The 22,392-nt window shown below is 37.4% G+C and carries 18 protein-coding genes; 4 read left to right on the top strand and 14 right to left on the bottom strand.

The features are described 5' to 3' along the window. The first annotated feature begins 64 nt into the window (after positions 1 to 64). Together CNR22_04920 and CNR22_04925 are read left to right on the top strand one after the other, a co-directional pair. A complete protein-coding gene (locus CNR22_04920; protein ID PBQ31132.1) occupies positions 65 to 5,215 on the top strand; it encodes a hypothetical protein in 5,151 nt (1,716 codons plus the stop codon). A gap of 168 nt (positions 5,216 to 5,383) precedes the next feature. Then, complete coding sequence (locus tag CNR22_04925; GenBank protein PBQ31133.1) at positions 5,384 to 6,499, top strand: acyl-CoA desaturase; 1,116 nt, start codon at positions 5,384 to 5,386, stop codon at positions 6,497 to 6,499. Between the two features lie 3 nt (positions 6,500 to 6,502). Here the strand turns inward: CNR22_04925 and CNR22_04930 are convergent, their stop codons facing one another. The 3 genes from CNR22_04930 to CNR22_04940 all read right to left on the bottom strand — a co-directional run bounded on the left by CNR22_04930 (position 6,503) and on the right by CNR22_04940 (position 10,777). Continuing rightward, the gene (locus tag CNR22_04930) at positions 6,503 to 8,866 is read right to left on the bottom strand and encodes a hypothetical protein (protein PBQ31134.1); all 2,364 of its coding nucleotides are present in this window, start codon (positions 8,864 to 8,866) and stop codon (positions 6,503 to 6,505) included. Positions 8,867 to 9,197: 331 nt separating this feature from the next. Next, positions 9,198 to 10,190, bottom strand: a complete 993-nt coding sequence (locus CNR22_04935) for a hypothetical protein (protein ID PBQ31135.1) — start codon at positions 10,188 to 10,190, stop codon at positions 9,198 to 9,200. Beyond that, positions 10,187 to 10,777, bottom strand: coding sequence for an RNA polymerase subunit sigma-24 (locus CNR22_04940; protein PBQ31136.1), 591 nt, complete (start codon positions 10,775 to 10,777; stop codon positions 10,187 to 10,189). Before CNR22_04940 ends, CNR22_04935 begins: the two co-directional genes overlap by 4 nt. A 127-nt stretch (positions 10,778 to 10,904) precedes the next feature. Here CNR22_04940 and CNR22_04945 point away from each other — a divergent pair, with 127 nt between their 5' ends. Further along, positions 10,905 to 11,765 carry a hypothetical protein gene (locus CNR22_04945; GenBank protein PBQ31137.1) on the top strand — a complete coding sequence of 287 codons (861 nt, stop codon included), beginning with the start codon at positions 10,905 to 10,907 and terminating at the stop codon, positions 11,763 to 11,765. A 72-nt stretch (positions 11,766 to 11,837) separates the two neighbouring features. On the opposite strand, the gene maf is transcribed toward CNR22_04945, so the two are convergent. The 10 genes from maf to CNR22_04995 all read right to left on the bottom strand — a co-directional run bounded on the left by maf (position 11,838) and on the right by CNR22_04995 (position 20,181). Further along, complete coding sequence (gene maf, locus CNR22_04950; protein PBQ31138.1) at positions 11,838 to 12,434, bottom strand: septum formation protein Maf; 597 nt, start codon at positions 12,432 to 12,434, stop codon at positions 11,838 to 11,840. A 7-nt stretch (positions 12,435 to 12,441) separates the two neighbouring features. Further along, a complete protein-coding gene (locus CNR22_04955; protein ID PBQ31139.1) occupies positions 12,442 to 13,419 on the bottom strand; it encodes a ubiquinone biosynthesis protein UbiA in 978 nt (325 codons plus the stop codon). Between the two features lie 31 nt (positions 13,420 to 13,450). Continuing rightward, a complete protein-coding gene (locus CNR22_04960) occupies positions 13,451 to 14,071 on the bottom strand; it encodes a hypothetical protein (protein PBQ31140.1) in 621 nt (206 codons plus the stop codon). A gap of 81 nt (positions 14,072 to 14,152) precedes the next feature. Then, entirely contained in the window at positions 14,153 to 14,665 is a 513-nt protein-coding gene (locus CNR22_04965) for a 3-deoxy-D-manno-octulosonate 8-phosphate phosphatase (GenBank protein ID PBQ31141.1), read from the bottom strand. Between the two features lies 1 nt (position 14,666). Beyond that, on the bottom strand, positions 14,667 to 15,473 hold the full coding sequence (locus CNR22_04970) for a hypothetical protein (protein PBQ31142.1): 807 nt from the start codon (positions 15,471 to 15,473) through the stop codon (positions 14,667 to 14,669). Next, the gene (locus tag CNR22_04975; GenBank protein PBQ31143.1) at positions 15,474 to 18,068 is read right to left on the bottom strand and encodes a hypothetical protein; all 2,595 of its coding nucleotides are present in this window, start codon (positions 18,066 to 18,068) and stop codon (positions 15,474 to 15,476) included. A gap of 7 nt (positions 18,069 to 18,075) precedes the next feature. Continuing rightward, complete coding sequence (locus CNR22_04980; protein ID PBQ31144.1) at positions 18,076 to 18,462, bottom strand: cytochrome C biogenesis protein; 387 nt, start codon at positions 18,460 to 18,462, stop codon at positions 18,076 to 18,078. Between the two features lie 32 nt (positions 18,463 to 18,494). Next, entirely contained in the window at positions 18,495 to 18,734 is a 240-nt protein-coding gene (locus tag CNR22_04985) for a CcmD family protein (protein ID PBQ34823.1), read from the bottom strand. Further along, a complete protein-coding gene (locus tag CNR22_04990; GenBank protein ID PBQ31145.1) occupies positions 18,730 to 19,389 on the bottom strand; it encodes an ABC transporter permease in 660 nt (219 codons plus the stop codon). Before CNR22_04990 ends, CNR22_04985 begins: the two co-directional genes overlap by 5 nt. 141 nt (positions 19,390 to 19,530) lie before the next feature. Next, positions 19,531 to 20,181, bottom strand: coding sequence for an ABC transporter permease (locus tag CNR22_04995; GenBank protein ID PBQ31146.1), 651 nt, complete (start codon positions 20,179 to 20,181; stop codon positions 19,531 to 19,533). 167 nt (positions 20,182 to 20,348) lie between these two features. Between CNR22_04995 and CNR22_05000 the strand changes: the two genes are divergently transcribed. Beyond that, a complete protein-coding gene (locus CNR22_05000; GenBank protein ID PBQ31147.1) occupies positions 20,349 to 21,353 on the top strand; it encodes a hypothetical protein in 1,005 nt (334 codons plus the stop codon). Here CNR22_05000 and CNR22_05005 read toward each other — a convergent pair whose 3' ends face one another. Next, on the bottom strand, positions 21,354 to 22,343 hold the full coding sequence (locus CNR22_05005) for a hypothetical protein (GenBank protein PBQ31148.1): 990 nt from the start codon (positions 22,341 to 22,343) through the stop codon (positions 21,354 to 21,356). Between the last annotated feature and the right edge of the window lie 49 nt (positions 22,344 to 22,392).

The following is a 22,392-nucleotide window of genomic DNA, read 5'->3' on the forward strand; positions in this document are numbered from 1 at the left end:
TACTAATACTACGAAACCGCTTTAAACTGTTTTTGTAGAACCCAATACAAAAAATCAAGAAAGTATGAAAAATCTCTTCAAAAATTTGTCTGTAATTGCCCTCTCTCTAAGCTTTGGTCTTAACGCTCAGGTTAATTCCAATAAGGCAAAAACGACAATGGCTCCACAAAACACTGCCAAAGCTTCTTATGTGGCTAACCAGGAATATTTAGCGCCAACTTCCAATACTGGTTTTCAAAGCTATTATGGAGATTCTCTTGCTGGCTTCCAGGAAGCTAAAATAAAAGCAGATCTTTTAGGGCAAGGTATAGCAGCCTGGGAAGTGAAAATTAAATTAAACATTTTAAAGCGTAATTATATTAATACCAAATTCAATATCGGGCCGAAAAAAATTCCGGTATTTATGCCAGTGGCTAACGGCAAAAAACAATCTACAACTTCGGTTATCAATGGAAAGCCAATAGGTGGAGGCGGAGCCGTGGTTAATGCGACCCCCTGTGTAAATGAAGATTTCGAATCTACTTTACCAGGAACTTATACAAGTTCTAATTCAGTAACCGGGTGGACTGTTACTGAAAGAAACAATGATGATGCTTGTAATCCTACTAACTGGACAGGCGGCAGTAATGAGTTTTCGATTGTTGCAACGCCTATCTTAAACTGGTGGGGGTTATTCTCAACAATGGGTGTTATAGGAAATTCTCCATTAGGAGGTACTAATGTTGCCCAGTTAAATGACGATCAGCCCAACACTACCCACATGACCAAAATCTCAACACAATTTCCGGTTACTACTGCAAACACCGTTTTTCAGTTCGCTTACGCAGGATATTGGCAAGATGGCGGACATAGTTGTTGCCTGGTGCAAGGCCAGAATACGCAACCGGGTTTAAGGGTAGATATGTATGACTGTAGTGGAAATGCTCTACAGTGTTCTTCTATAAATTTCTCCCCGGGTAGTGGCTGCGCAAGTAGTAACGTCACTTTCAGTACTACTTCTGGAGCCTCGTGGACCAACTGGCAGGTGAAATACATTGACTTAACGCCCTATATTGGAACTTGTATTAGAATTGACATTGCAACTGCCGATTGTTCTGCAGGGGGTCACTGGGGTTCTACTTTAGTGGATGCCAGATGTGGTGGGCAGGTTGTAGGTTCAGGAATGGGTGGCCCTAATGGCGGTAACGTGTCGGGCCCGGTGAGTTTTTGTGCCGGACAAAATGTGGCTCAGATTGCAGCACCTTTAGGATATTCAACTTATCAATGGTATGATGCAAGCGGTATTATTACTGCAGCTAATGGAGGTACCGCCCCTACTTTAACTATCAGCGCTCCTGTGAGTGGTGCCGTTTATACAGTAGAAATGATTTCGCCGGCAGGCTGTATGTTTACTTCTACCAATGCCATAGGTTTTTCAACGGTTAATATTGCCGCTATAGGTTCCTTCTCAACTTGCGCAGGAGGAGCGAGTGGTTCTGCCACAGTCGTCGGTAACGGTAGTGGTACCGGGTATGTTTATACCTGGATAAATGCAGCTAATAATGCTACTATAGGAAATGCTGCGACCGTCAGCGGCCTGGCCGCCGGTGTATATAGCGTCGTCATCTCGGCCTTTGGGGCCACCGGTTGCGGGCAAGCTACTTCAACCGTTTTGGTAAGCACATCTCCTCCCGGCATCGACATTGTTTTAAAATCGTTTTGTGGAACCGAAGCCTATCTCTGTGCTAATGGTAGTGGTAGCAATTATCAATGGTATACTCCTACTTTAGCAGCTATTTCGGCTACTGCTGGAGGAACGGCAGCTTGCTATACAGTTAATCCTGCAAGTAATGGAAATATTTACACCATGACTCGTCTCTCTTCACAAGGCTGTCGTGATTCTGTTCAATATTGGCTCACAGCATCTCCTCCGGGCTCAATGTATATGAGTAATCTCTCTAAAATTTGTCCGGGTGGTACCAATGGTACTGCAACGGTTACTATCATTCCTGCTGCTAATACTCCTCCGGGTTTTAATACGTATTCGGTAACTGGTACAGGAACAACTTCAGCTTATACTTCCGTTAATGGACCTACAACTTCTAATACTTATAGTTTTGGAGGTCTATCTGCAGGTACTTACACGCTTCGCGGTTTCGATGGGTCTTGTACTTACACTGCCGGATTCTCGCTTGTTCCTCACACATACACTTACAACTTGTCTCAAACAAGTGTGAGTCTGTGTCCAGGCAATAACATACAAGCAGCTGCGGTATTCCCCTCTCCACCTGCTTTTGGTCAATATACGTATTCATGGAGCCCTTCCACTTTCTTAATAGGTGCAAACGCTCAAAATGCTATTATCAGCCCTACATTGCCAGTGGGTGGCACTACAACTATTACCTATTCACTCATTGTAACGCCTACTCTGGTAAACTGTCCTATTGTTAAGACATTTACGCTTAAAGCTTACAATCCGGCTATACCTACCTTTTCGTTAATACCGAATTTGTGTAATACGTCTCCATCCATTCAGATTGTGGCTAATCCTCCGGGCGGAGCATTCAGCTCTACTAATAATGCTGTTTCAAGCACGGGTTGGATTACACCTTCGTTATCATCTATATCGTCAGCTACAGCTATGAACAACGTTTTTGGTTATACCGTTACACCTTCTTACAGCTGTTCTGTGAATACAACTGGTAACTACCAGGTATCTCAGTTCTGGCCTTCTTCCTTAAGTTCAACTGTTCCTCCACTCTGTAGTACTGGACAGCCTTTCAATTTAATGAACATTGTTTCTAATACTCAAAATGGAGCATGGACAAGTACTTTAGGCACAAGTCCAAGTGTAGTTACGGGTTCAAATAGCTTTAATCCTAATAATTTACCCACAGGTACTTATTATATTAGCTATGTAACGCAGTCTACACCTAATCCTACCGTGTGTCCTTCTATTACAACTACTAGTGTATCTGTAACACATACCAGTACACCGCTTATTTATGCTAAACCAGAATTCTGTACAAACAGTGCTCCTTTCACTATGACTGTAAATCCTACAGGTGGTGGCTGGCTGGTCAATAATGGCGCGGTATCTCCTGGCGGTGTGGTTAATCCTACACTGGTTACAGTTCCGGGCATGGTGGTTACTTATACAGTAATGGATGGGCCTTGTTTAAACACAAGTACTACTAATTTAACAGTGTCTCGTTTTTATACTGCCGCATTCAGCGCTCCAATACTTGACCAGTGTGGTCCTACCAGCACTCCTATTAATTTAATGAGTTATGTACAGAACACTGTAAATGGTTCCTGGACTCAAGGGGTAAGCATGGGTCAAAACTACATTCCAAATGGTGGAATTATAGGATCTACTTTCTATCCTAACAGCTTGCCTACTGGTGTGTATACCCTTACATACAATACTGTTTCTGCACCTAATACACTTTGTCCTGACCAAAGAACTATCACTGTTTCTGTTCTTAATCCTATTACACCAACCATTACCCAAGTTGGACCATTCTGTAATAATGCAGGAACTGTGCAATTAGTTGTTAATCCAGCCAATACCGGGCAGTGGACTTCCTCTCCGTATGTCTCTTCAAACGGAGTATTTACTCCTTCACTTAGTTCTGTAGGTAATAATGGAATACAATACGTTGTTGGAACCAGTACCTGTAATGTTGAAAATACAAAAGTTATCAGTATTGAGGCTTTTGTACCAGCTACTATCGTAAGTACTATTCCTGATTTATGTAATACAAGTCCTGTTTTAAACCTTACACCATTTACTTTAAGTAATCTTGGTAGCTGGAGCGGTGCTGGTATTTCAGGAACAAGCTTTAACCCTGGAATAGTGGGTGCAGGTCAGTTCGTCTTACAACACAATACTAATTCCTCGCCGTCCGGTATCTGTCCTGATGTGGCAAGTATTTCAGTGAATGTTTACTCTTTAGCAACTCCGGTGGTTAGCCAGGTTGGGCCTTTCTGTAACTCTAGCCTGCCTACGCAATTAGAAGTAACCCCAATAGGTGGATTGTTTGGAGGTCCTAATGTGGGTGTTGTATCTTTCGGCGGTAAATTTAATCCTGCTGCTGCTATTATTGGTAACAATATCATCAACTATAGCATTACCTCAGGGCCTTGCGTTGCTTATGCTCAAACGGTAATTAAAGTAGAGAAATTTGTATCAGCTGATCTTTCAAAACCTGCTGGTCCGTATTGTACTACTACAGATCCTATTAACCTGGATAATTTCGTACAAAATCCAGGTGGACAATGGGAAGCTTTTCAAAGCAGTCCTGGATTGTTAGGTAATATGTTCTATCCTAAGGTAGCAAACCCTAATAACAATAACAGGTATGTGTACGCTACTCACTCTATGCCAACTGCAACTCTTTGTCCGGATACGGCCATGATGAGAATTGAGGTAAGAGAGGCAAGAGAGCCAAAAATAACTGTTACCAAAAATGCAGAATGTGCACCTGTGGAAGTTGTATTTAATGATCCTGGTGTAAATGCAGGGGTAGGTATCTGGACTTTCGAAGATGGTTCTGAACCGGTGCAGGGCTATAATACCACACACGTCTTTACAGTTCCTGGTACTTATGAAGTTCATTATAACTATACAGATGAAATCGGTTGTGTTTCCACTCCTGTAAAAACTCAATCTGTTACCGTTAATGAGGTGCCTAAAGCAGACTTCTCTGTGCCTGAGGAAATTTACATTACCGATCCGCAAATTCAGCTCACCAACTTAACTTCTGTTTTAGGAAATAATACTTACCAATGGAAAATGACAGGGGCTTTAACCACTACAACGGAAGTAAATCCAGCCATCATTGTTCCTAAAATCGGTAAATACCAGATCACTTTAACAGCCACTTCAATTCACGGCTGTACCGATGAGATTACTAAAACAATTGAAGTGAAAAATGTATTCAATGTGTTTATTCCTAACTCGTTCTCTCCTAACTTTGATGGATTAAACGATTACTTCATCCCAGTTTTCTCGAAAGAAGGATTAGATATGAAATCTTTCGAAATGGAAATATTCGACCGTTGGGGACACTCTTTATACCATACCAAAGATGCTACAGCTAAAGGTTGGGATGGATCGGTACAAAACAAAGGAGAGCCTTTAAAAGAAGAAGTTTATATCTACAGAATTAAATACAAAGATTCTGATGGTAATGCTTATAACAAAATGGGACATCTCTCTTTAGTGAAATAATTTTTAAATACCCTCTTAAAAAAAGCTGCTCAAAGAGCAGCTTTTTTTTTGCCTTTTTTAGACGCTCTGCTACTATGAAAAGTGTGCTCAATCGTTTTTAACATTTGTGTATTTCTTTTACTTTTGCGATTTTTGTTTAGCTGAATTTATAAACTTAGACTGAGAGACATGATTTCTGCACCAATTCGTTTTATAGACAAAGACCGCGACAAAGCAAAGTTTTTTGCTACACTTCGTCAAAGAGTTGACGCTTATTTTAAAGAGAATAAAATTTCAAAACATGCAAATGGACAAATGGTTTTAAAAACCATCATCCTGTTATCAGGCTATATCTTACCGTTTATAGCTATTCTCGTTTTTCATCCTTCCTTTAATATTAGCCTGGTGCTGTGGATCCTCATGGGACTCTGTCTCGCCGGAATCGGCATGAGTGTAATGCATGACGCTAATCATGGAGCTTATTCTTCGAGTCATAAAACCAACCGTTGGCTTGGACACACTTTAAATTTACTGGGAGGTTCTGTCTTTAACTGGAAGATGCAACACAATTTACTTCACCATACTTATACTAATATTGTATCTCACGATCTGGATATTCAGGACAAGGCCATACTCCGATTCTCACCACATACAGAGGTAAAATGGTACCATAAACTACAAGCTCTTTATGCTGTAGTATTTTATGGGATTACTACTTTGTATTGGGCTTTATTAAAAGACTTTTTGCAATACGCAAAATATAAAAAAGAAGGTTTGAATAAGAATACGAAAAAACAAAACAGCATCCTGCTTTTTAAAATGATTTTTGATAAGGTTATCTATTTCATTATTTTTTTAGGCGTACCTATCTTTCTTTTTCATTTACCGGCGGGAGAAATTATTGGCGGATTCTTAGTGATGCATTTTATTGCAGGAGTGATTTTGACGGTTATTTTTCAATTGGCACATACGGTGGAAGGCACAACCCATCCTCTACCCGACGCTACCGGCACTATTGAAAATAACTGGGCAATTCACCAAATGAATACAACCGTTAACTTTTCGAGAAATCACAAATTTATTTCCTGGTATGTTGGCGGATTAAATTTTCAGGTAGAACATCATTTATTTCCAACAATTTGTCATGTGCATTATCCAAACATTACAGAAATTGTAAAGTCTACGGCCGAAGAATTTGGCGTTCCTTATCTTGAAAACCGGACTTTTGCCGATGCCTTAGCTTCGCATATGAATACACTGCGCCGTTTTGGAAAATTGCCAGACATTAACGAAGTAATAGCCTAAAAACTATTTCTTTTTACGTCGGTTATTTGCCCTGATTAAACTTCTTCGCGTATCTCTGTCTTTCTTAAACTTCTTGCGGGGATTTTGATTATTAAGATCGTTCATTTTATTCATTGCATGCTCTAATTCTTTAGGCAGCTCTCCCTTATAATCGATTCGGTAAGCAGAAAAGCCTGCGTATGGAATTTTATCTTCCATCGGATTTATCTTAATTCGTTTTGCTATATCTTTTTCTTTAAAGTAAGCGAGAAACGCCGACTCCCGTTCTTTAAGCAACTCATTAAATTTCGCGTCAACCTCTTTCTGTCCAATCAGGGCGAGGCACTTTGCCTGCACTGTAAATAGCATGGGATCTTTGGTTTTATGCTTTAAATATGCTACAAAAAGAGAATCTTTAATCGACATCTTTTCTATCTCTTCGTTCTCGTCTTCACTTAACTGATTTGCTTTGCGGTTATATTTATGAAGGTAATACCGTTTTTTCGCTTCAAATAAGAGAATATATTCTTTCTCTTTTTCTGCATAAACCAATTGTTTGATATGCAATACTACTTTTGGATCTTCTACTAAAAATTCAGACAGCTCTTCCAAAAAGTTTTCCTGGTCTGGTGATAGGGTATTTTGGCGCATTTCCCAACGCAATACACGTGACTTCTCAATTTCTTTTTCTACGCTCCGCACCTTAGTGATGTAGGCTGCGCTTACTGGTTTTACGAAGATGTTTGTTGCCACATCCAGTATCACGTCTTTAAATTTAAATTTCGGATCTTTCAAATTGCCTTTTATCGGCACTTCATAGTCAATGACATTTCCCCGTTCTCTAACGAAATACGTAATAAGGTGCATAGGCAACCATTTGTTATCTTCTCCGCGAATACGCCTATAAATTCTTGGATCAATAATGGTGAGTCGGTTTTGGGCGTTAATAATGCCATTACGTACACGCCAATCACCTTTTAATTCAAGAGTTCCCCTATCTAAAGGAAAAGAGGTATAACGAATAAGATAAGGATTAAAAAGTGTAATGGGGATCTGCTTAAAATCGTAGTGAACATCAAAATCAGAACTATCTTTAGGATTAATGCTAATCTTCACTGAGGCCTCTCCATAAGGTTTAATTCCGGTTCTTAAAGAAAATTCAACGGGCTTATTATCACGTTTAATAGAGTCAGCTAAAATATAAACAGGGTTGGCGCTCACTGAAAATTTTTCGCCCAGAGTAAAATCGTTGTATTTAAAATCGCCCTGATAAATAGCAAGTCTATTGATTTTATAATCACTCTTTAAAAAGTTTTTGGACAGTTGTTCAATGTATTTTCCGATTTCTACGATGATATTAAACTCTGAATGTTCAACTGCCTTATTACCTCCTTTACCAAACATCATTTCAATGTTGTTCAGGTAATCATACAATTCAAATTTTGCGTAAGGTTTAATGAGGGAAAGTGAATCGAAAAGATATTTTTTTGCCGAGGGATTTAACTGCTCGATCTGAATGGTAAATTTTTCGAATGCCACATAATCTTCTTCTCTCGACTTGCCAACATGTAAATCGTTTACAGCGAACAGGCCGCTGGTATTTATCTCATTTACTTTCTTAAAATTACCGGAGGCTTTAAAATCTGCATCTACATTTGCTCTGAATTTACCATAATTGGAAAGGTCTTTAAGGTATTGTTCAATAATTCCTATGTCATATTTATTTACTTTAGCTGCAATCGAATAATCTGCATTCTCTTTATTCACTACCAAATCGCCTTTCATATCTCCTTTATCATTGCCTGAGAAAAAATCGAATTTAACACTCATGGAATCGCTATCGTCGATGAGGCCAGGACTTCTGGCATTGAATTTTTTTATGGAATAATTTACCGGAATACTTTTTTCGAGGTATATAAACGTAGCGTTAACAATCTGCATATCCGGAAGATTAACGATCAGAGGCTTTTTTTTCTTTTTTGTTTTAGGATGTTTAGGCTTATAAAATTGGATAATGTCGTCAAAATTTAGAATCTTCTTATTTTGAATGACATGCGCTTTAGGATCTGTTAAGGTAAGATCACTTATTTCAAGTTCATGAAACAGTAATTTAATTAAAGAGAAATTTCCGCTTAAACTTTCGGCGCCTATAAAAACGCTATCGCTATTCGCTTCAAAAATTTTGAGTCCTCCAAACCGCACGTAACCGGTAAATGGATTCACATAGGCAGTCTCCACGGTAATTTCTCTGCCCATGATAAGACTAACATCGTACTTTTGAACGAAGTATTTTGCTATTGGTGAAAGACAAGCGATAACGATCAATACAAAGACCACAATCGAACCTAAAGCTATTAAACTTCTTTTTTTTAATTTTGAAATTGCCATATTTACCTACACGCCTCTCCCGTTTTTCGCGGAATAATTAAAGAAGTTCTAAGGACTTAGTCGAATAACTACAAATACTATACCCAGACAAGACGGAATTTGATCCCTAGAAGCAGCCTCCTCACTGTGATGGCTATTTGGACAGAAGACTTCATCAGACTTAACATTCTTTGGCACTATTGTTGTGAAGTTAAGATAGCACACGAAGAAAACGAAACTACTCAAAAACCCAAAACGAGAAATATTTTACCCAAATACCGCTCCCCAGGATACTCTGACCTGCATCGGGGACAGAAAAGCAGTTCGCCCAAGGACTGCTTTTTATTTTTCCTTAAAGACCACTCAAAGCGGCTTTTGCTTTTATGGCGTAAAACTCCCCTTCGTCCACTATTTTCTCAAATAATTTTTTCGCCTCTTCTTTATTACCGTTTTCGGAAAGAGATAAAGCTTTATAGTACATGGCTTCCTGGAGAAAGGTATTATTCGCATTAAAAATGCATTCATCGAATAGTGGAATTGCTTTAGTAAAATTCTTTTTATGATAATAACACATGGCTGTATAGAAATCACAATTTAGATCTTTCGCATTATAGGAAGCCACGTTTTTTAAAGTGTAAATTGCCTCATCATACTTACCTTTTTTAAACTTAAGCATCGCACTTGCAATTTCTTCATGCAAATAATAATCAGCACTTTCTTTTAAATTCGACTCTTTTGCATTGTCTTCATCAGATGCATAATACGCGGCAGACAAGCCTGAAAATCTGACAAACCGATTCTTTTCAAAATAAAGCGTGGTATAACTTGTGATTTTCATATCATGCAAATAAAAGACAGGAGCGTTAATGATGTATTTTAATTTCCCTTCTTTTAAGTGTCCTTTAGCAAGCTCAGAAAGATCAACTGGCTTCGAAATAATTTTATCAGCCGATTCGCTTTGCTCAGTACTTTCTTTTTCAGCATTCTCCAAACGTTTGTGAGCAGTGGGTTTTATAAAGTTTTCCTTAACGATGTTGATTGTATCTAAAGTAATCGTTTTTACAGGTTCTCCTTCATCAGGAGTTTGGGGGTTTTCCAGTGAAGAGGTATTAATTTTTTCTGACACATTTTTTTTATCTCCTGAGAACCCAAAAAACAAAGCAAAACCAATCACTACTCCAACTATTAAACTTCCCGACATCAAATAAAGATTACTGAAAGAAAAAGTTCTTCTATGAATTCTTTTTTTGAGATCATTTAAATCTGAAGCATCTGTAGCCACCTGCTCGAAACCAAGTTCTGCCAGGTAATCCAGATCATCTTTATAAACAGGTTCTCTTTTCATTTCCGTTTTACTTTAATTTTTTCTTCTATTAATAATTTTAAGTTGCGTTTACCATTCTGTATAAAACTTTTCACTTCATTTACAGTAAATGGAGTGCTATCAGAAATTTCCTGGTAAGACAATCCTTTTAAATAAAAAGCTTCCACGCATACTCTCTGATTTTCTTTCAATTCCGGCAGAGCATTATTCATGTGTTCAAGCAGGAGTTCTTCGTTCACCCGCTTTAACTTTTCTTCTTCATCGAAGCTGGGCTCACGCACCTCAAAATCGAGATACGTTTCAGGCACAAAATGTTTGCCCTGATTTTTACGAAGTTCACTTATACAAAAATTGCGTACAACAAAACTCAACCAACCTTTAAAATTCTTTACTTCTGTTTTGCGCAGATCGGTTATTAGCTTTTCAAAAATCTGCATCACTGCATCCTTAGCCTGATCTTTATCTCTGAAATAAAACAAACAAACACCAAAAACGGTTTTCACATGTCGTTCAAAAAGATCGCCCACTACTTTTTTATTTCCGGAATGAAAATAATCCAGAACTAATTCTTCATCACTTGCGCTATTTTTTCTTGTAAATAACCACATATATCTGTCTCTCTAAGATAAGACGTTTCTTTTTCAGATTTCCATAAAATTAATTTTTATGGAAAAAGAAACTGGCTACGCCTTTAAAGCAAGAACCGGTTCATTATAAATTTTAAACCAATATACTATGAAAACTAAAAATTATAAATCAGTGCTATGTGCACTTTTCGCAGGCATCTCGCTTGCAGCAAACTGCCAGTCTATAGGAGAAATACGCGGGGTTATTAAAGATAAGGACGATCTTCAACCTATCCCTTATGCCAACATAAAAATATTGCAGGATGGGCAGCTTATCGGTGGCGCACAGACGGATATAGACGGACGTTATAACTACAAACCCCTGGTTCCCGGAACCTACGAATTGATGGTAACTGAACCAGGTCATAAAACACAGCCCGTAAATAAAGTAAAAATAATTCCCAACGAAGCCACCTATGTAGATATAAAAATGTCGGCTAACGCTTTTGGGACTGTTATAGTAACTGCCGATCCTATAGACTATACTAAAACGGGAGTGGATAAAGTTATATTTAATGTTGTGAGCCTTGACGCGGAAGAATTAAACCGTAATGCAAGTTATACACGCGGAGACATAAAAGGTGCGCTTGAAGCTATGACCAGCGATGTAGTTTCTACCGGCGATGGAGAGGTGCATTTCAGAGGCTCCAGAGGTGATGCAAGCGGCTATTTCGTAGATGGTGTAAGAACTTTGAGAGCAGCTTCAGTACCCGGATTATCCATAGAGAATTTAAGTGTCTTTCCTGGCGGTGTTCCGGCGATGTATGGAGATCTGCAAAGCGGCGTTGTGATCATTACTACCATGGGCTACTTTAGCGGTATTCGCGAAAAAAATGTACGACTTGCATCCAGGAGAGAAGCGAAAGAAGAAGAATCTGCCAGCAAAAAAGCGAAGGAAGACGAAGAAAAAAGAGCGAAGGAGATTGAAGAGGAAAAGGCTAAGGAGAAGAAATCAAAAAGTAAGGGTTAATAGCAGACCAGGGGGAAAAAAAGGAGGACAACACCAGGTTGCCCTCCTTTTACATTTAGAACAGAGTTGGAACTAGAACTTAACCAACTCCTCATACAAATCCTTCACCGGCAAACCCATCACATTGTAAAAACTACCGTCGATGCGATCAATACCGATATAGCCTATCCAATCCTGAACGCCGTAACCGCCCGCTTTGTCATACGGACTGAAATTCGTCAAATAGTATTCTATCTCTGTGGCTTTTAATTTTTTGAAATACACTTTACTTACGTCAAAAAAAGTGGTTTGTTTATTTGCGCTTTTTAAGCAGACTGCCGTAAAAACTTCATGCATCTTTCCACTTAAAGTTTCCAGCATTTTTTTTCCTTCAGCAAAATTTGCGGGTTTATTAAATACTTTTCCTTCGCACCAAACAATGGTATCGGCTGTTATGAGAAGCTCATCGTCTTTCAAATCTTCTTCGTAAGCGTCTGCTTTTAATTCTGCGAGAAATAAAGGAATTTCCTGAGCTTCCAGATCTTTTGGCCAAATGGTTTCGTCAACCTTTACAGGGTTATTACGAAATTCAAACCCCAAACTCTTCAATAATTCCTGTCTGCGTGGGGATGCAGAACCAAGAATTAATTTATAAGGAAATTCATTTAAAATCGTTTCTACTTTTTCCATAGAGTGTTTAATTGTAATAAAAAATAAAGCTGTAGCAAAGTCCCGTTAACATAATAAATTTAAGCAATAAACTGGCTTTTTTAAACTGCTTACTTTCCTGGGCTTTGATCGTATAGAGAGCGAGAATAGAAAGAGGGATAACAAGCCCCATAAGAATATAAAAATTATTGAGCGTAAAAAGAACCCGCTCTGATCGGATAGTATTATAAAGTACAAATAAAAGCAAGAGGATGGTAATAATTAATAAGAAAAAGGCGTTTAACTTGCTCACCCGCATACCCCAAACAATAGGCATTGTGCGTCCCCCGGTTTCTTTATCGCCTTTATAATCTTCCATATCTTTAATTATTTCCCGTGCCATGCTTGTTATGAAAGCGAAAAGCGCATAAATAAAAGTAATTTTAAAAATAGAAAAATTAACGTACTTATAAGTCAATAGAAAAGTAGGATCATGCTTTTGCATTACACCTAATTCGTAAACAAGAGGCATAAATGTAACCGAGGCTGTCAGTAAAGAAACAACGACGTTTCCAATCAATAAGGTCTTTTTTAAATGTGTGCTATAAAACCACAGTAATATGGCTGCAGCAAAATGAAAAATAGCGAGCCGGAGATAGCCAGTTTTTAGTGCTGTATACATGCCAAGGGTGATGCCTACTAAAGTAAAGGTTATATGTAGGATGATAGCCCAACGCCTTTTGATCACACGGTCAACTACTACCGTGTCGGGATGATTGATCAAATCTGTTTTCACGTCGAAATAATCATTGATAATATAGCCAGCCGCTGCAATTAAAACGGTGCTAAGCACTAAGCAATAAAACAAACTATTTTCAAGCTCTGGCTGAATGTTATTGATAAGGAAAATCTTTTGTACAATAAGCGTACGCAAAACAATTTGCGTGAGGGCAATCATCACCAGGTTTTCGATGCGCACGAGCTTAAAAAAAGCCAGAAGTTTATTATGTCTGAGGAGATTGTTCAATTTTTATTATTTACTATCGCTATTTGTAAAACTAATCTAATTCTATAGTAATCGCATCTTTTGTTACCGACGTTTGATGGACTATTGAGAAATTAGTAGCATCTTCAAACCAACTAATTACTTCCTTTCTATTTAGGTCATTGTTGCTATCTAACAATATAGACTTGTAAGAGCTGTATTGCCACTCACTTATCCCTTTAGCAAGACCATGATTGACAGGATTTGAATGAATGTAAACCGTTACATTTCTTAAGTATTCCATTGAATCAATTTTCTTTCTCTTAAAAGGTCTTGTAAATAATGTGCCCCTTCTCATTTGTTGTTTATTTATCGCTTGAGAATAACCGTTAAAGAAATTCGAAAACTGTTTACTAATATACAAGTTTACAGTAATTTTAACTTCATCTGTCTCATATACTTTTCTCATAACCTTTTTAATCACCTCCTCATTCTTAATGCGAACTAAGAAATGGAAGTGATTTGGTATTAAACAATAACTAAATGTTTCTAGTATTGGTGAAAGATATTCCCTGTACTTTTTTAAGAAATAAAAGTAATTTTCCGGCGAATAAAACAAAGCTTCTTCTCCAACAGCGCGGTTGTAAATATGATAGTAACAGTCTGGTTCCAAATGTACTTCGTTCTTTTGCATATCTACTTTTACCTGTTTAGCTTGGTAATTGTCTTTAACCCTGTCAGGGTTTTAAACCCTGACAGGGTTAAAGACCAAGCTTTACCACTTAGCAATTTCCCACTTGCCCTGCACACGCATTACCTGTTCGATGATATCGCGCACACAGCCTTCTCCACCATTTTTTGGAGAAATGTACTGGCTAACCTGTTTAATCTCAGGCACAGCGTCGTTAGGACAAACCGCTAAGCCTACCCTACTCATTATTTCATGATCAGGAAGATCGTCACCCATAAACACAACTTCCTCGTCGGTTAATTTATGAAGAGACAAATACTCCTGGTAACAAGCAAGTTTATCGTGCTGTTTTATAAATACGTCGGTAACTCCATTTCTAGCCAGTGCATTCTTAATCGCCAGATTATTTCCTCCCGTGATTATAACTACCCTGTAGCCTTTTTTAACAGCAAGATTTAAGGCATAGCCATCTTTGGAATTCATATTCCTTACCATCTCTCCACTTTCCATTACCAGCACTTTTCCATCCGTCATCACTCCATCCACATCAAACATGATAGTGGTTATTTTTGTTAAGCGTTGTTTAAAATTCAGCATCTTATTTCTCTTGTTGTTTTGCTATCAGTTTACTGATTTGCTTGTATATTTTTTTGAGATCGTTTTGTTTTGAAATAAGATCCAGGTGTTTGTTCATCACACTTTCATCCTTGCGTTTTGCCGGGCCAGTTTGCGCTGCCCTGGGCTCTAGCGTGCGAATTTTCTGAGTGGTTTGTTCAATCAATGGAAGTAAAACTTCAAAGTTGAGATCTTTACTTGTTGAATCACGATTTATAAGATCAAATGCGCTTACGTATAAAGCATTGGTGAAATTATTCACTAAAACTGCTGCAAGGTGCAACTTCAATCTGTTTTTATAATCCAACGAAATTACGGTCTTACTAAAAAGATCAGCAAAATGTAAAAGTGTGTGTTCCGAATCACGATTTTCTGATTCTACTATGATAGGTACATTTTTCCAATCAATACGCGCATCCCTTGAAAAGGTTTGCAATGGATAAAAAACACCCGTACTGTGAATTCTACCCCCAAGCTCCTGTAATTTTGCGCTTCCGGAAGTATGAACCAAAACGGCATTCGGATTTTTCACCGTTAATTTTGAAGCTACTTTTGAAATGTATTTATCCGTAACACAGATAAAATACATAGAGGCATCCGAGTCAATATACTGTAAACTCTCGCCGATTTTGCATTTAAGTTTCGTTTTAAACTCTGTAAGAAGAGGATTTTCCTGATGATTGTAAACGGAAATACTAAATTTTTTAAGGGATTGAAGATGTTTTGCAATGTGCCAGGCCACGTTACCGCAACCAATTATTACGACCTTTTGCTTAGCTTCTTTTTCCATTTATTCCGTTTGTTGCTTTAATTTACGCATTCTCTCCAGCATGGCAATACCAGTACCTAAAGCCATTATTAAACAGCCAAGCCACAATACGTTGATGTATGGAAAGACATAAGCTTCCATTACAAAAAAATCGCGGTTATTTCCTACTTTCTCACTTAGTGTAATTTCAATTGTGCCATCTTCAGGATTTACTTTCCAGAATACCAGTTTTAATCCGAGCTCTTCTACAACGTCTTCCTGCGGTATAACCACATTACGTTTAATAATAAATTTAGGGTAAGCATAAAACGCTCTCGATTGCACGTCTACGCAGCGCAATACGGCAGTAACCTCCAACAGAGAATCGTTCTTTTCGTATTCACTCTGACTTAAATTACTTCTCAAAGAATCAATCACAATGATGGCATTACTTGAAAAAATAGTATCACCCACGTGCCCTATATAATTTTTAGCTTCCGTAAAAGAATTTTTCTTTGCTGAACTTGTGTCAAAATCCATGATCGCATAAGTCACGTGCGTGTATATATCGCGATCCAGATAATGTTTGGTATCCGGCTCAGGAGAATTTCCCATTCGGGGATTTTGCTGAACATGTGGTTCTAAAGAAAAATCGTAAACCGGTTTGTTGTCCTTATTTAACTTCAGATAATCCACTTTAAAATAAACGTCAATACCTTCGCGACGCTTGCCGGTAAAGGTAACCAGGTAAGGTCCCATTGGCAAAGTATCGCCCTGAGTTAACAGGATACTTTTCTTATCATCATATCCCTCGCCTAAGGCTGAAACTTTTCTCTCTGCCGTATTTTTCGAAAGCACAACTTTTTTAGATGTAGATATCAAAGCCCCTAACAAAACCATTGCAAAACCAATGTGCGCAATAGCGGCGCCACTTTTAGACACCTTGCCTTTTAAAACTGTTATAAAATAATCGCCATTGGCAATAGCGGCGAATAAACCAGCTATTAGCAACAGAGCGTAACTTACAAGGTTCCATTTTTCAGTACCGTTTGCTTCTGAGAAGTTATTTAAAAAGTAAAACGGAATAGCACAAACTGTCCCAAAAATCAAAGCCAAAAGAAAACTATAAGAAATACGTTTTAAAAATTTCTTTGAATCTGTCTTTTTGTATTTTAAAAATTGAGCTGCGGCAATAAGTACCATCAATATAATGGTAAAAGGCACCATCCAGATATTGTAAGTTGGAACTTTTGGTGGAGCAAACTGTGTATCAAAAAGTTTATTGATAACGGGAATGGAGGTAAAATAAGTGATGATCAAAGAGGAAAGGATTAATATCAATGACCCTAGAAACATCCAAAATTCACGGGAAAAAAGTTCTTCTTCGTCTTTCTCTTTTGGAAAGTAGAGATAATAGGAAATTGCTGTGATAATTCCTGAAGCAGAGATCCAGCATAAAAGCAGAATTTTTTTATAGCCATAAAGTGCGCCAAATACAAGTAGTAGCAACGAAATAACCATATACGAAACCCGGAATAGATTATCGCGGATTAATAAAGCAACGCTAATGAATATAAAAGTCAATACATATAGCACCAATTGTCCCGTCATACCAAGGTCTGTAAAGGCATGCACAGAAGCGTTTCCAAGCACACCACTTCTTGTTAGAAAGGTAGAATAAAGAACCAGTAAAAAACTTCCTATAGTTAAAAAATGTGTGGTAAATAATGAGCCACCTTTATTTTTATTAATGATCATAGTGTGGCCAGCGGCCACCAAAACAAGCCAGGGCACAAGTGAGGCATTCTCCACAGGATCCCAGGCCCAGAACCCGCCGAAGCTCAATGCTTCATAGGCCCATGCCCCACCCATTAAAATACCCACTCCCAAAACAAGAATTCCAAAATAAGTCCACGGCAAGGCAATAGTTTGCCACCTGGTGTATTGTTTATTCCACAAAGCTGCGATAGAAAATGCAAAAGGAACTAAGGTAGATGCAAAGCCCAAAAATAAAGTTGGTGGATGAATAGTCATCCAGTAATTCATAAGCAAAGGATTGAGACCTCTTGCAAACTTAACGGTATTGGCCATGAAATTAGCTCCGTTAAGCCAGGGCAAATTCATATAATCGGCATGTTCGCGTAACAACAAGAAAGGGTTGCTTCCGATTTTATAATCGAAAACATAAACGCCAAGAATCATACTTGCCAGAAAAACCTGTACCAGCGAGAAAATTGTCATAACAGGAACTTCCCATTCACCACCTTTTAACTGCTTTTTAAGTATAATGCCAAGAACAACATTCCAGAAAGTCCACAATAAAAAGCTACCCTCCTGACCTTCCCAGAAACAAGACAGAATATATTTCATATTCATATCCATATTACTATGCTGAAAAACATACTGGTATTCAAAAAAATGATTGAATAGCATGTAGAACAATGTGCCAATAATTCCTATCACCGCAAAACCATGAAGGTTAAAAGCAAAACGTGCGAGTTTTACAAATTCGTTGTTTTTATACGAAAGATAAAAGCTCAGAAAGGAAAGAAGAGCTGCAACAAAAGATAAGATTATGAAGGCGTTTCCCAGATTACCTGCCCACAAACGTTCACCAACAGTATTAATAAAAGTCATAAGGAAATTAATTTACCTGAGGTTTAGCGTCGTTGTATTTACTTGGGCATTTCATTAAAATGTCGTTAGCATGAAAATTATCCCCTTGCATTTTTCCTATCAAAACGATTTGTTCGCTTTTTTCAAAATCCTGAGGTTTACTTTTGTGCAACACAACCTGTTTAATTACACCTTTATTATCAATCATGCTAAAAAGAAACTGGTCGGGATTTTCTTTTGGATTGTAAACCTGCGGCTGGGCTTTATCCAGCTTTCCTACTACGTGAAACTCTCTATCAGGATTCGAAATCGCTTCAGTGAAATCAGCGTAGGTACTTGTGTTTTTTAAGGAAACAAAAATTACGCCGATAGCAACAGCAATAACGATGATTCCAAGTATGTGTAATTTTTTCATTTTCTGTTAGTCAATAGTTTATAGTTGAAAGCCTATAGTTTATCGTGTTTTACTTCGTTCACTTTCGCTTCAATTTTTTTCAGTTTGCGTTCAATATAAACTAAAAGGCAAACGAGAGATAAAAATATTATCCCAATTACCGCGATTACAATATAGATTTTTCCATCCAGCCTGAATGCATCTGCCATTTCAGGCGATTCAGAATCAACAGCTCCTTCGGCTTTTGAAAAAAAGCTCAGCAATACAAACACAAATCCTAAAATCTTCTTAATCATCCAGTTTACTTTTTATAAAACTAATTCTGTTTTTAATTTGAAAAATCCAATAACTAAAAAAAACCCAACCGATTACCGCCGGATAAAAAACCATTCGCATACTGTCGTTAAGGTCATATTTAGCAAAGGCAGGATTACCTCCATTGCCGGGATGCAAAGAATCTGTAAGTCTTGGAAGGACCATAATAAAAACATTCATCATCACATAAGCAAAAATATTGTAGACCGCTGAAATGCGAGCGCGTTTTAATTCGTCTTCGATAGAAAAGCGTAAAATAAAATAAGCGAGGTAAATCAAAATACTAATAGCAACGCCATTTAGTTTTGGATCCTGAAAAGTCCACCACGTACCCCAGGTAAATTTAGCCCATACACAACCTGTTAACAAACCCGGAATACTAAAGAAAAAACCAGTAAGAGCTGCATTGTATGCTTTGGTATCATTTACCAGATCAGTTTTTGACAAAGCCATAAGACTCTGAATAAGCGAAACCGTCATCATAAAAAGCATTGCAAACCAAATGGGAACATGATAATACACGTTGCGAATGGTTTCGTTTAAAATATCCAGACGCGGAACCGGATTCAGTAAACCCCAGATAAGGGTATAAAAAATAAGAATTACCGAAAGTATTTTGTACCAGTGCTTCATCGCGAAGTTTATAGTTGATAGTCGATAGTTTATAGTTTGTATCTGCTAATTTATGTATACAGTTAATTCCAAAAACGAAAACCAACTATTAAAATTAAGCTATTGACTATTGACTAAAAACTATTGACTAAAACCTGTTTTTTAATCCCGCCAAAGATAGGGAAATAATAGAAAAGAAAGGGCTATGGTTAAAACATTTAATGCAGCCAAAATCACAATAAAATCAAAACCTACCCCGGCCCATTCTATTCCGTCTACAGCTTGTTTGCTTACTCTGATAATTACCAGAATAAGCGGCATTATAACCGGGAAACTGAGAATGCTCATAATGGCAAAATTACCGCTGGCTTTGCTGGCAATTGCACTCATAAGGCTTAATACCCCTGCCAGACCTGTTGAGGCAAGAACCAACACTATAAAGAATAATCCTAAATTTTCAACTTCATTCCTGATAAAAAAGGCATAAAAGAAAAAAGTAATAAAACTCAGGCAAAGCATAAAAACCATATTATAAAGCACCTTAGAAACAATAAAATGCTGCGGACTGTAATGCAGGAAATTAAAAAGGGCTTGTCCCCCGGTTTCTTTTATAAAACTTTTGCCGCTAATTGTAACAGAGGTAAAAAGCGTAATGATCCAGAAAAGCGCGTTCCAGGTAGGCTTGTCGACTTTTCCCTTAAAACAAAGCGCGCTGACAAAAATGGTGCCGATTACGTAGACCAACACACCCCCCAAAGTCGACTTTTGGCGAAATTCAAGCAAAAATTCTTTTTTTATGAGTGAGGACAGCATTTATTTAGATGTTCACAATATTACGCAAAGAATGCCGAATTTTCATCTGATCAACAAGGCTTTTCCTTTATTGACTAAACGTCAAACTAAATCCGGGGCTGGATAATTCCTTTTACCATCCAAAAAGATTAATTATTTTCGTGAAACTGATCCGACAAAAAGTTTAAATGCGTCTTTCGAAAAAAATAGCCCGCAATTTTGTACTTCCTGCAGCACTTGCGTTTGGAATAGATAAATACTTTTTAGGTAAATCTAAAACATCGTGCTGTATTCTTAATTTTCATGGCGTAAGAAAAAACAATAATGCTGTTTTTAACAACAGACATATGCCGGTTTCTGAATTTGAAAAAGTAATTGTTTACATTAAAAAAAACTTTGACATCGTTCCCCTCAGCGAGATATTTGAAATTCATCGCGCCAAAAGAAAAGTTTCCAGGAAAACTCTTGCACTTACCTTTGATGATGGTTATGAGAACAATTTTAACATCGCACTTCCTGTTCTTAAAAAACATAACGTTCCTGCAACTTTCTATATCATTTCTAAGTCGCTTGTAGAGGATAACTATTTGGCATGGCCTGATATGATTGACATCATAAAAAAAAACCACAAAGAAGACATTGTAGTTAAAAATTACGTTTTTAAATTTCCGTCTTTTTATAATGAAGCACTGAAACTGGATTTGCCCGCGTATCTTAAAACACTAGGTGAACACACAGAAACGCTTGCCTCAGAACTTCTTGATCGCTTTGGTTACAAAACAAAAGAGTTAAACGCATCTCCCGAATTATTACGACTTATAAAAGGCAAAGAACTGGCCAACTATGCTAATGAATCTTTGATAGAATTTGGGGCACATTCACACTCACATTTTAACATGGAATTTTTAAACAAAGAGGCAGCCGTAGAAGAATTCAAGCTTTCCAAAGAACTCATCGAAGCAACAATCGGAAAAGATGTTATTACTTTTGCCTTTCCCGATGGAAGCTATTCGAAGGAAACTGTTGAACTAGCAAAAGATCAGGGCTACCTGAACATTGCTGCTGTGGGCTACCGACACAACGAAAACAACTCTGATCCAAATTTGCTGGCGAGATTTACGATTAGTAATTCTACTACTTACGAATCGAATGTGTTGAGACTTTCGAAACAATTCGATTTATACGGTTTTTGATTAATACGTATCAAAATCAATTGCATTATAAGCGAATTTTGAAGGATTTATGGAATCATCAAAATTTATGTAACCAATTGGATCTTTTCCCAAGAGAACATATTTTTCTTTCATGTAGTGATCATATAAAGTTTCGTTTGTTAAGGATAGATGCACAGATGAACAACCTATTGCTTTTGCCAAGGTAAATAAACCCTCAATAACCTTAAAAAATTGCGACTTTTCACAATGGTCAATATCTCCTACCCAAAGCCTGCCGTCAATTTTTAAAGAACACCAAACATTCTCAATTTTTACGGTGAAAGAATTGTAATAGCTTTTGTAGAGAAAAAAAACAGCATCGTGAATTATAAATCCGTGTGTATTCTGTTGTTTTTGAAGAGAGTTTGAAAATTCAGAATTCAGTGTGTATTTCTTTAATCTAATTTTTATGAAAATTTCATGTAGAGGTTTTAAAAAGGATATTTTTTTAGCGAGTTTATCAAAAGGTAATACCCCAGTTTTAATGGTGTAATTATTAATATCACTATAAAACTGCCAATTTAATTTCTTTTTAAATCCTGGAAAAGAATTTTTATTCGGAAAACCAAAAACAAATTTAATTCCTTGCTCCTGAGCCAAAATATATGTCTTTTTAGCTAACTCGGTAAAAAGACCTTTGCCCTGGTGTTTAGGATGAGTCATGGTATCACCAGATTGGGCAACCAGAATTTCCTTACCTTCAATTTGGGCCAATAATGGAAAAACGCCGTAATATCCGGCAGGTTCATCCGTTTTATTATCTAAAGCCAGAAACCCAATATATGCAGATCCAAAGGCAGCAGTATCAAATTTCTTTTTTAAAAAATCGACACTTACTTTAGAATTGAAACTTTCTCTATATAAAGAAACTAATTGAAAAAGGTTCTCTTCTGAAACTCTAACAAATTTGTAATTATCCATTTGGTTTTCTCTTCTATTTTTTTCCAAGTTTACACTTAATTCTAACACTAAAATTTATATGTTCAAAAATTTCAGTGATGTTTAAATAACCATAGCG

The organism is Sphingobacteriaceae bacterium (genome assembly GCA_002319075.1).
Taxonomy (GTDB): Bacteria; Bacteroidota; Bacteroidia; order B-17B0; family Aurantibacillaceae; genus Aurantibacillus.

Bases quoted from the DNA above. Each gene is read 5' to 3' on its own strand.
- CNR22_04920 (PBQ31132.1), top strand. From the start codon at position 65: ATGAAAAATCTCTTCAAAAATTTGTCTGTAATTGCCCTCTCTCTAAGC.
- CNR22_04925 (PBQ31133.1), top strand. From the start codon at position 5,384: ATGATTTCTGCACCAATTCGTTTTATAGACAAAGACCGCGACAAAGCA.
- CNR22_04930 (PBQ31134.1), bottom strand. From the start codon at position 8,866: ATGGCAATTTCAAAATTAAAAAAAAGAAGTTTAATAGCTTTAGGTTCG.
- CNR22_04935 (PBQ31135.1), bottom strand. From the start codon at position 10,190: ATGAAAAGAGAACCTGTTTATAAAGATGATCTGGATTACCTGGCAGAA.
- CNR22_04940 (PBQ31136.1), bottom strand. From the start codon at position 10,777: ATGTGGTTATTTACAAGAAAAAATAGCGCAAGTGATGAAGAATTAGTT.
- CNR22_04945 (PBQ31137.1), top strand. From the start codon at position 10,905: ATGAAAACTAAAAATTATAAATCAGTGCTATGTGCACTTTTCGCAGGC.
- maf (PBQ31138.1), bottom strand. From the start codon at position 12,434: ATGGAAAAAGTAGAAACGATTTTAAATGAATTTCCTTATAAATTAATT.
- CNR22_04960 (PBQ31140.1), bottom strand. From the start codon at position 14,071: ATGCAAAAGAACGAAGTACATTTGGAACCAGACTGTTACTATCATATT.
- CNR22_04965 (PBQ31141.1), bottom strand. From the start codon at position 14,665: ATGCTGAATTTTAAACAACGCTTAACAAAAATAACCACTATCATGTTT.
- CNR22_04970 (PBQ31142.1), bottom strand. From the start codon at position 15,473: ATGGAAAAAGAAGCTAAGCAAAAGGTCGTAATAATTGGTTGCGGTAAC.
- CNR22_04975 (PBQ31143.1), bottom strand. From the start codon at position 18,068: ATGACTTTTATTAATACTGTTGGTGAACGTTTGTGGGCAGGTAATCTG.
- CNR22_04980 (PBQ31144.1), bottom strand. From the start codon at position 18,462: ATGAAAAAATTACACATACTTGGAATCATCGTTATTGCTGTTGCTATC.
- CNR22_04990 (PBQ31145.1), bottom strand. From the start codon at position 19,389: ATGAAGCACTGGTACAAAATACTTTCGGTAATTCTTATTTTTTATACC.
- CNR22_04995 (PBQ31146.1), bottom strand. From the start codon at position 20,181: ATGCTGTCCTCACTCATAAAAAAAGAATTTTTGCTTGAATTTCGCCAA.
- CNR22_05000 (PBQ31147.1), top strand. From the start codon at position 20,349: ATGCGTCTTTCGAAAAAAATAGCCCGCAATTTTGTACTTCCTGCAGCA.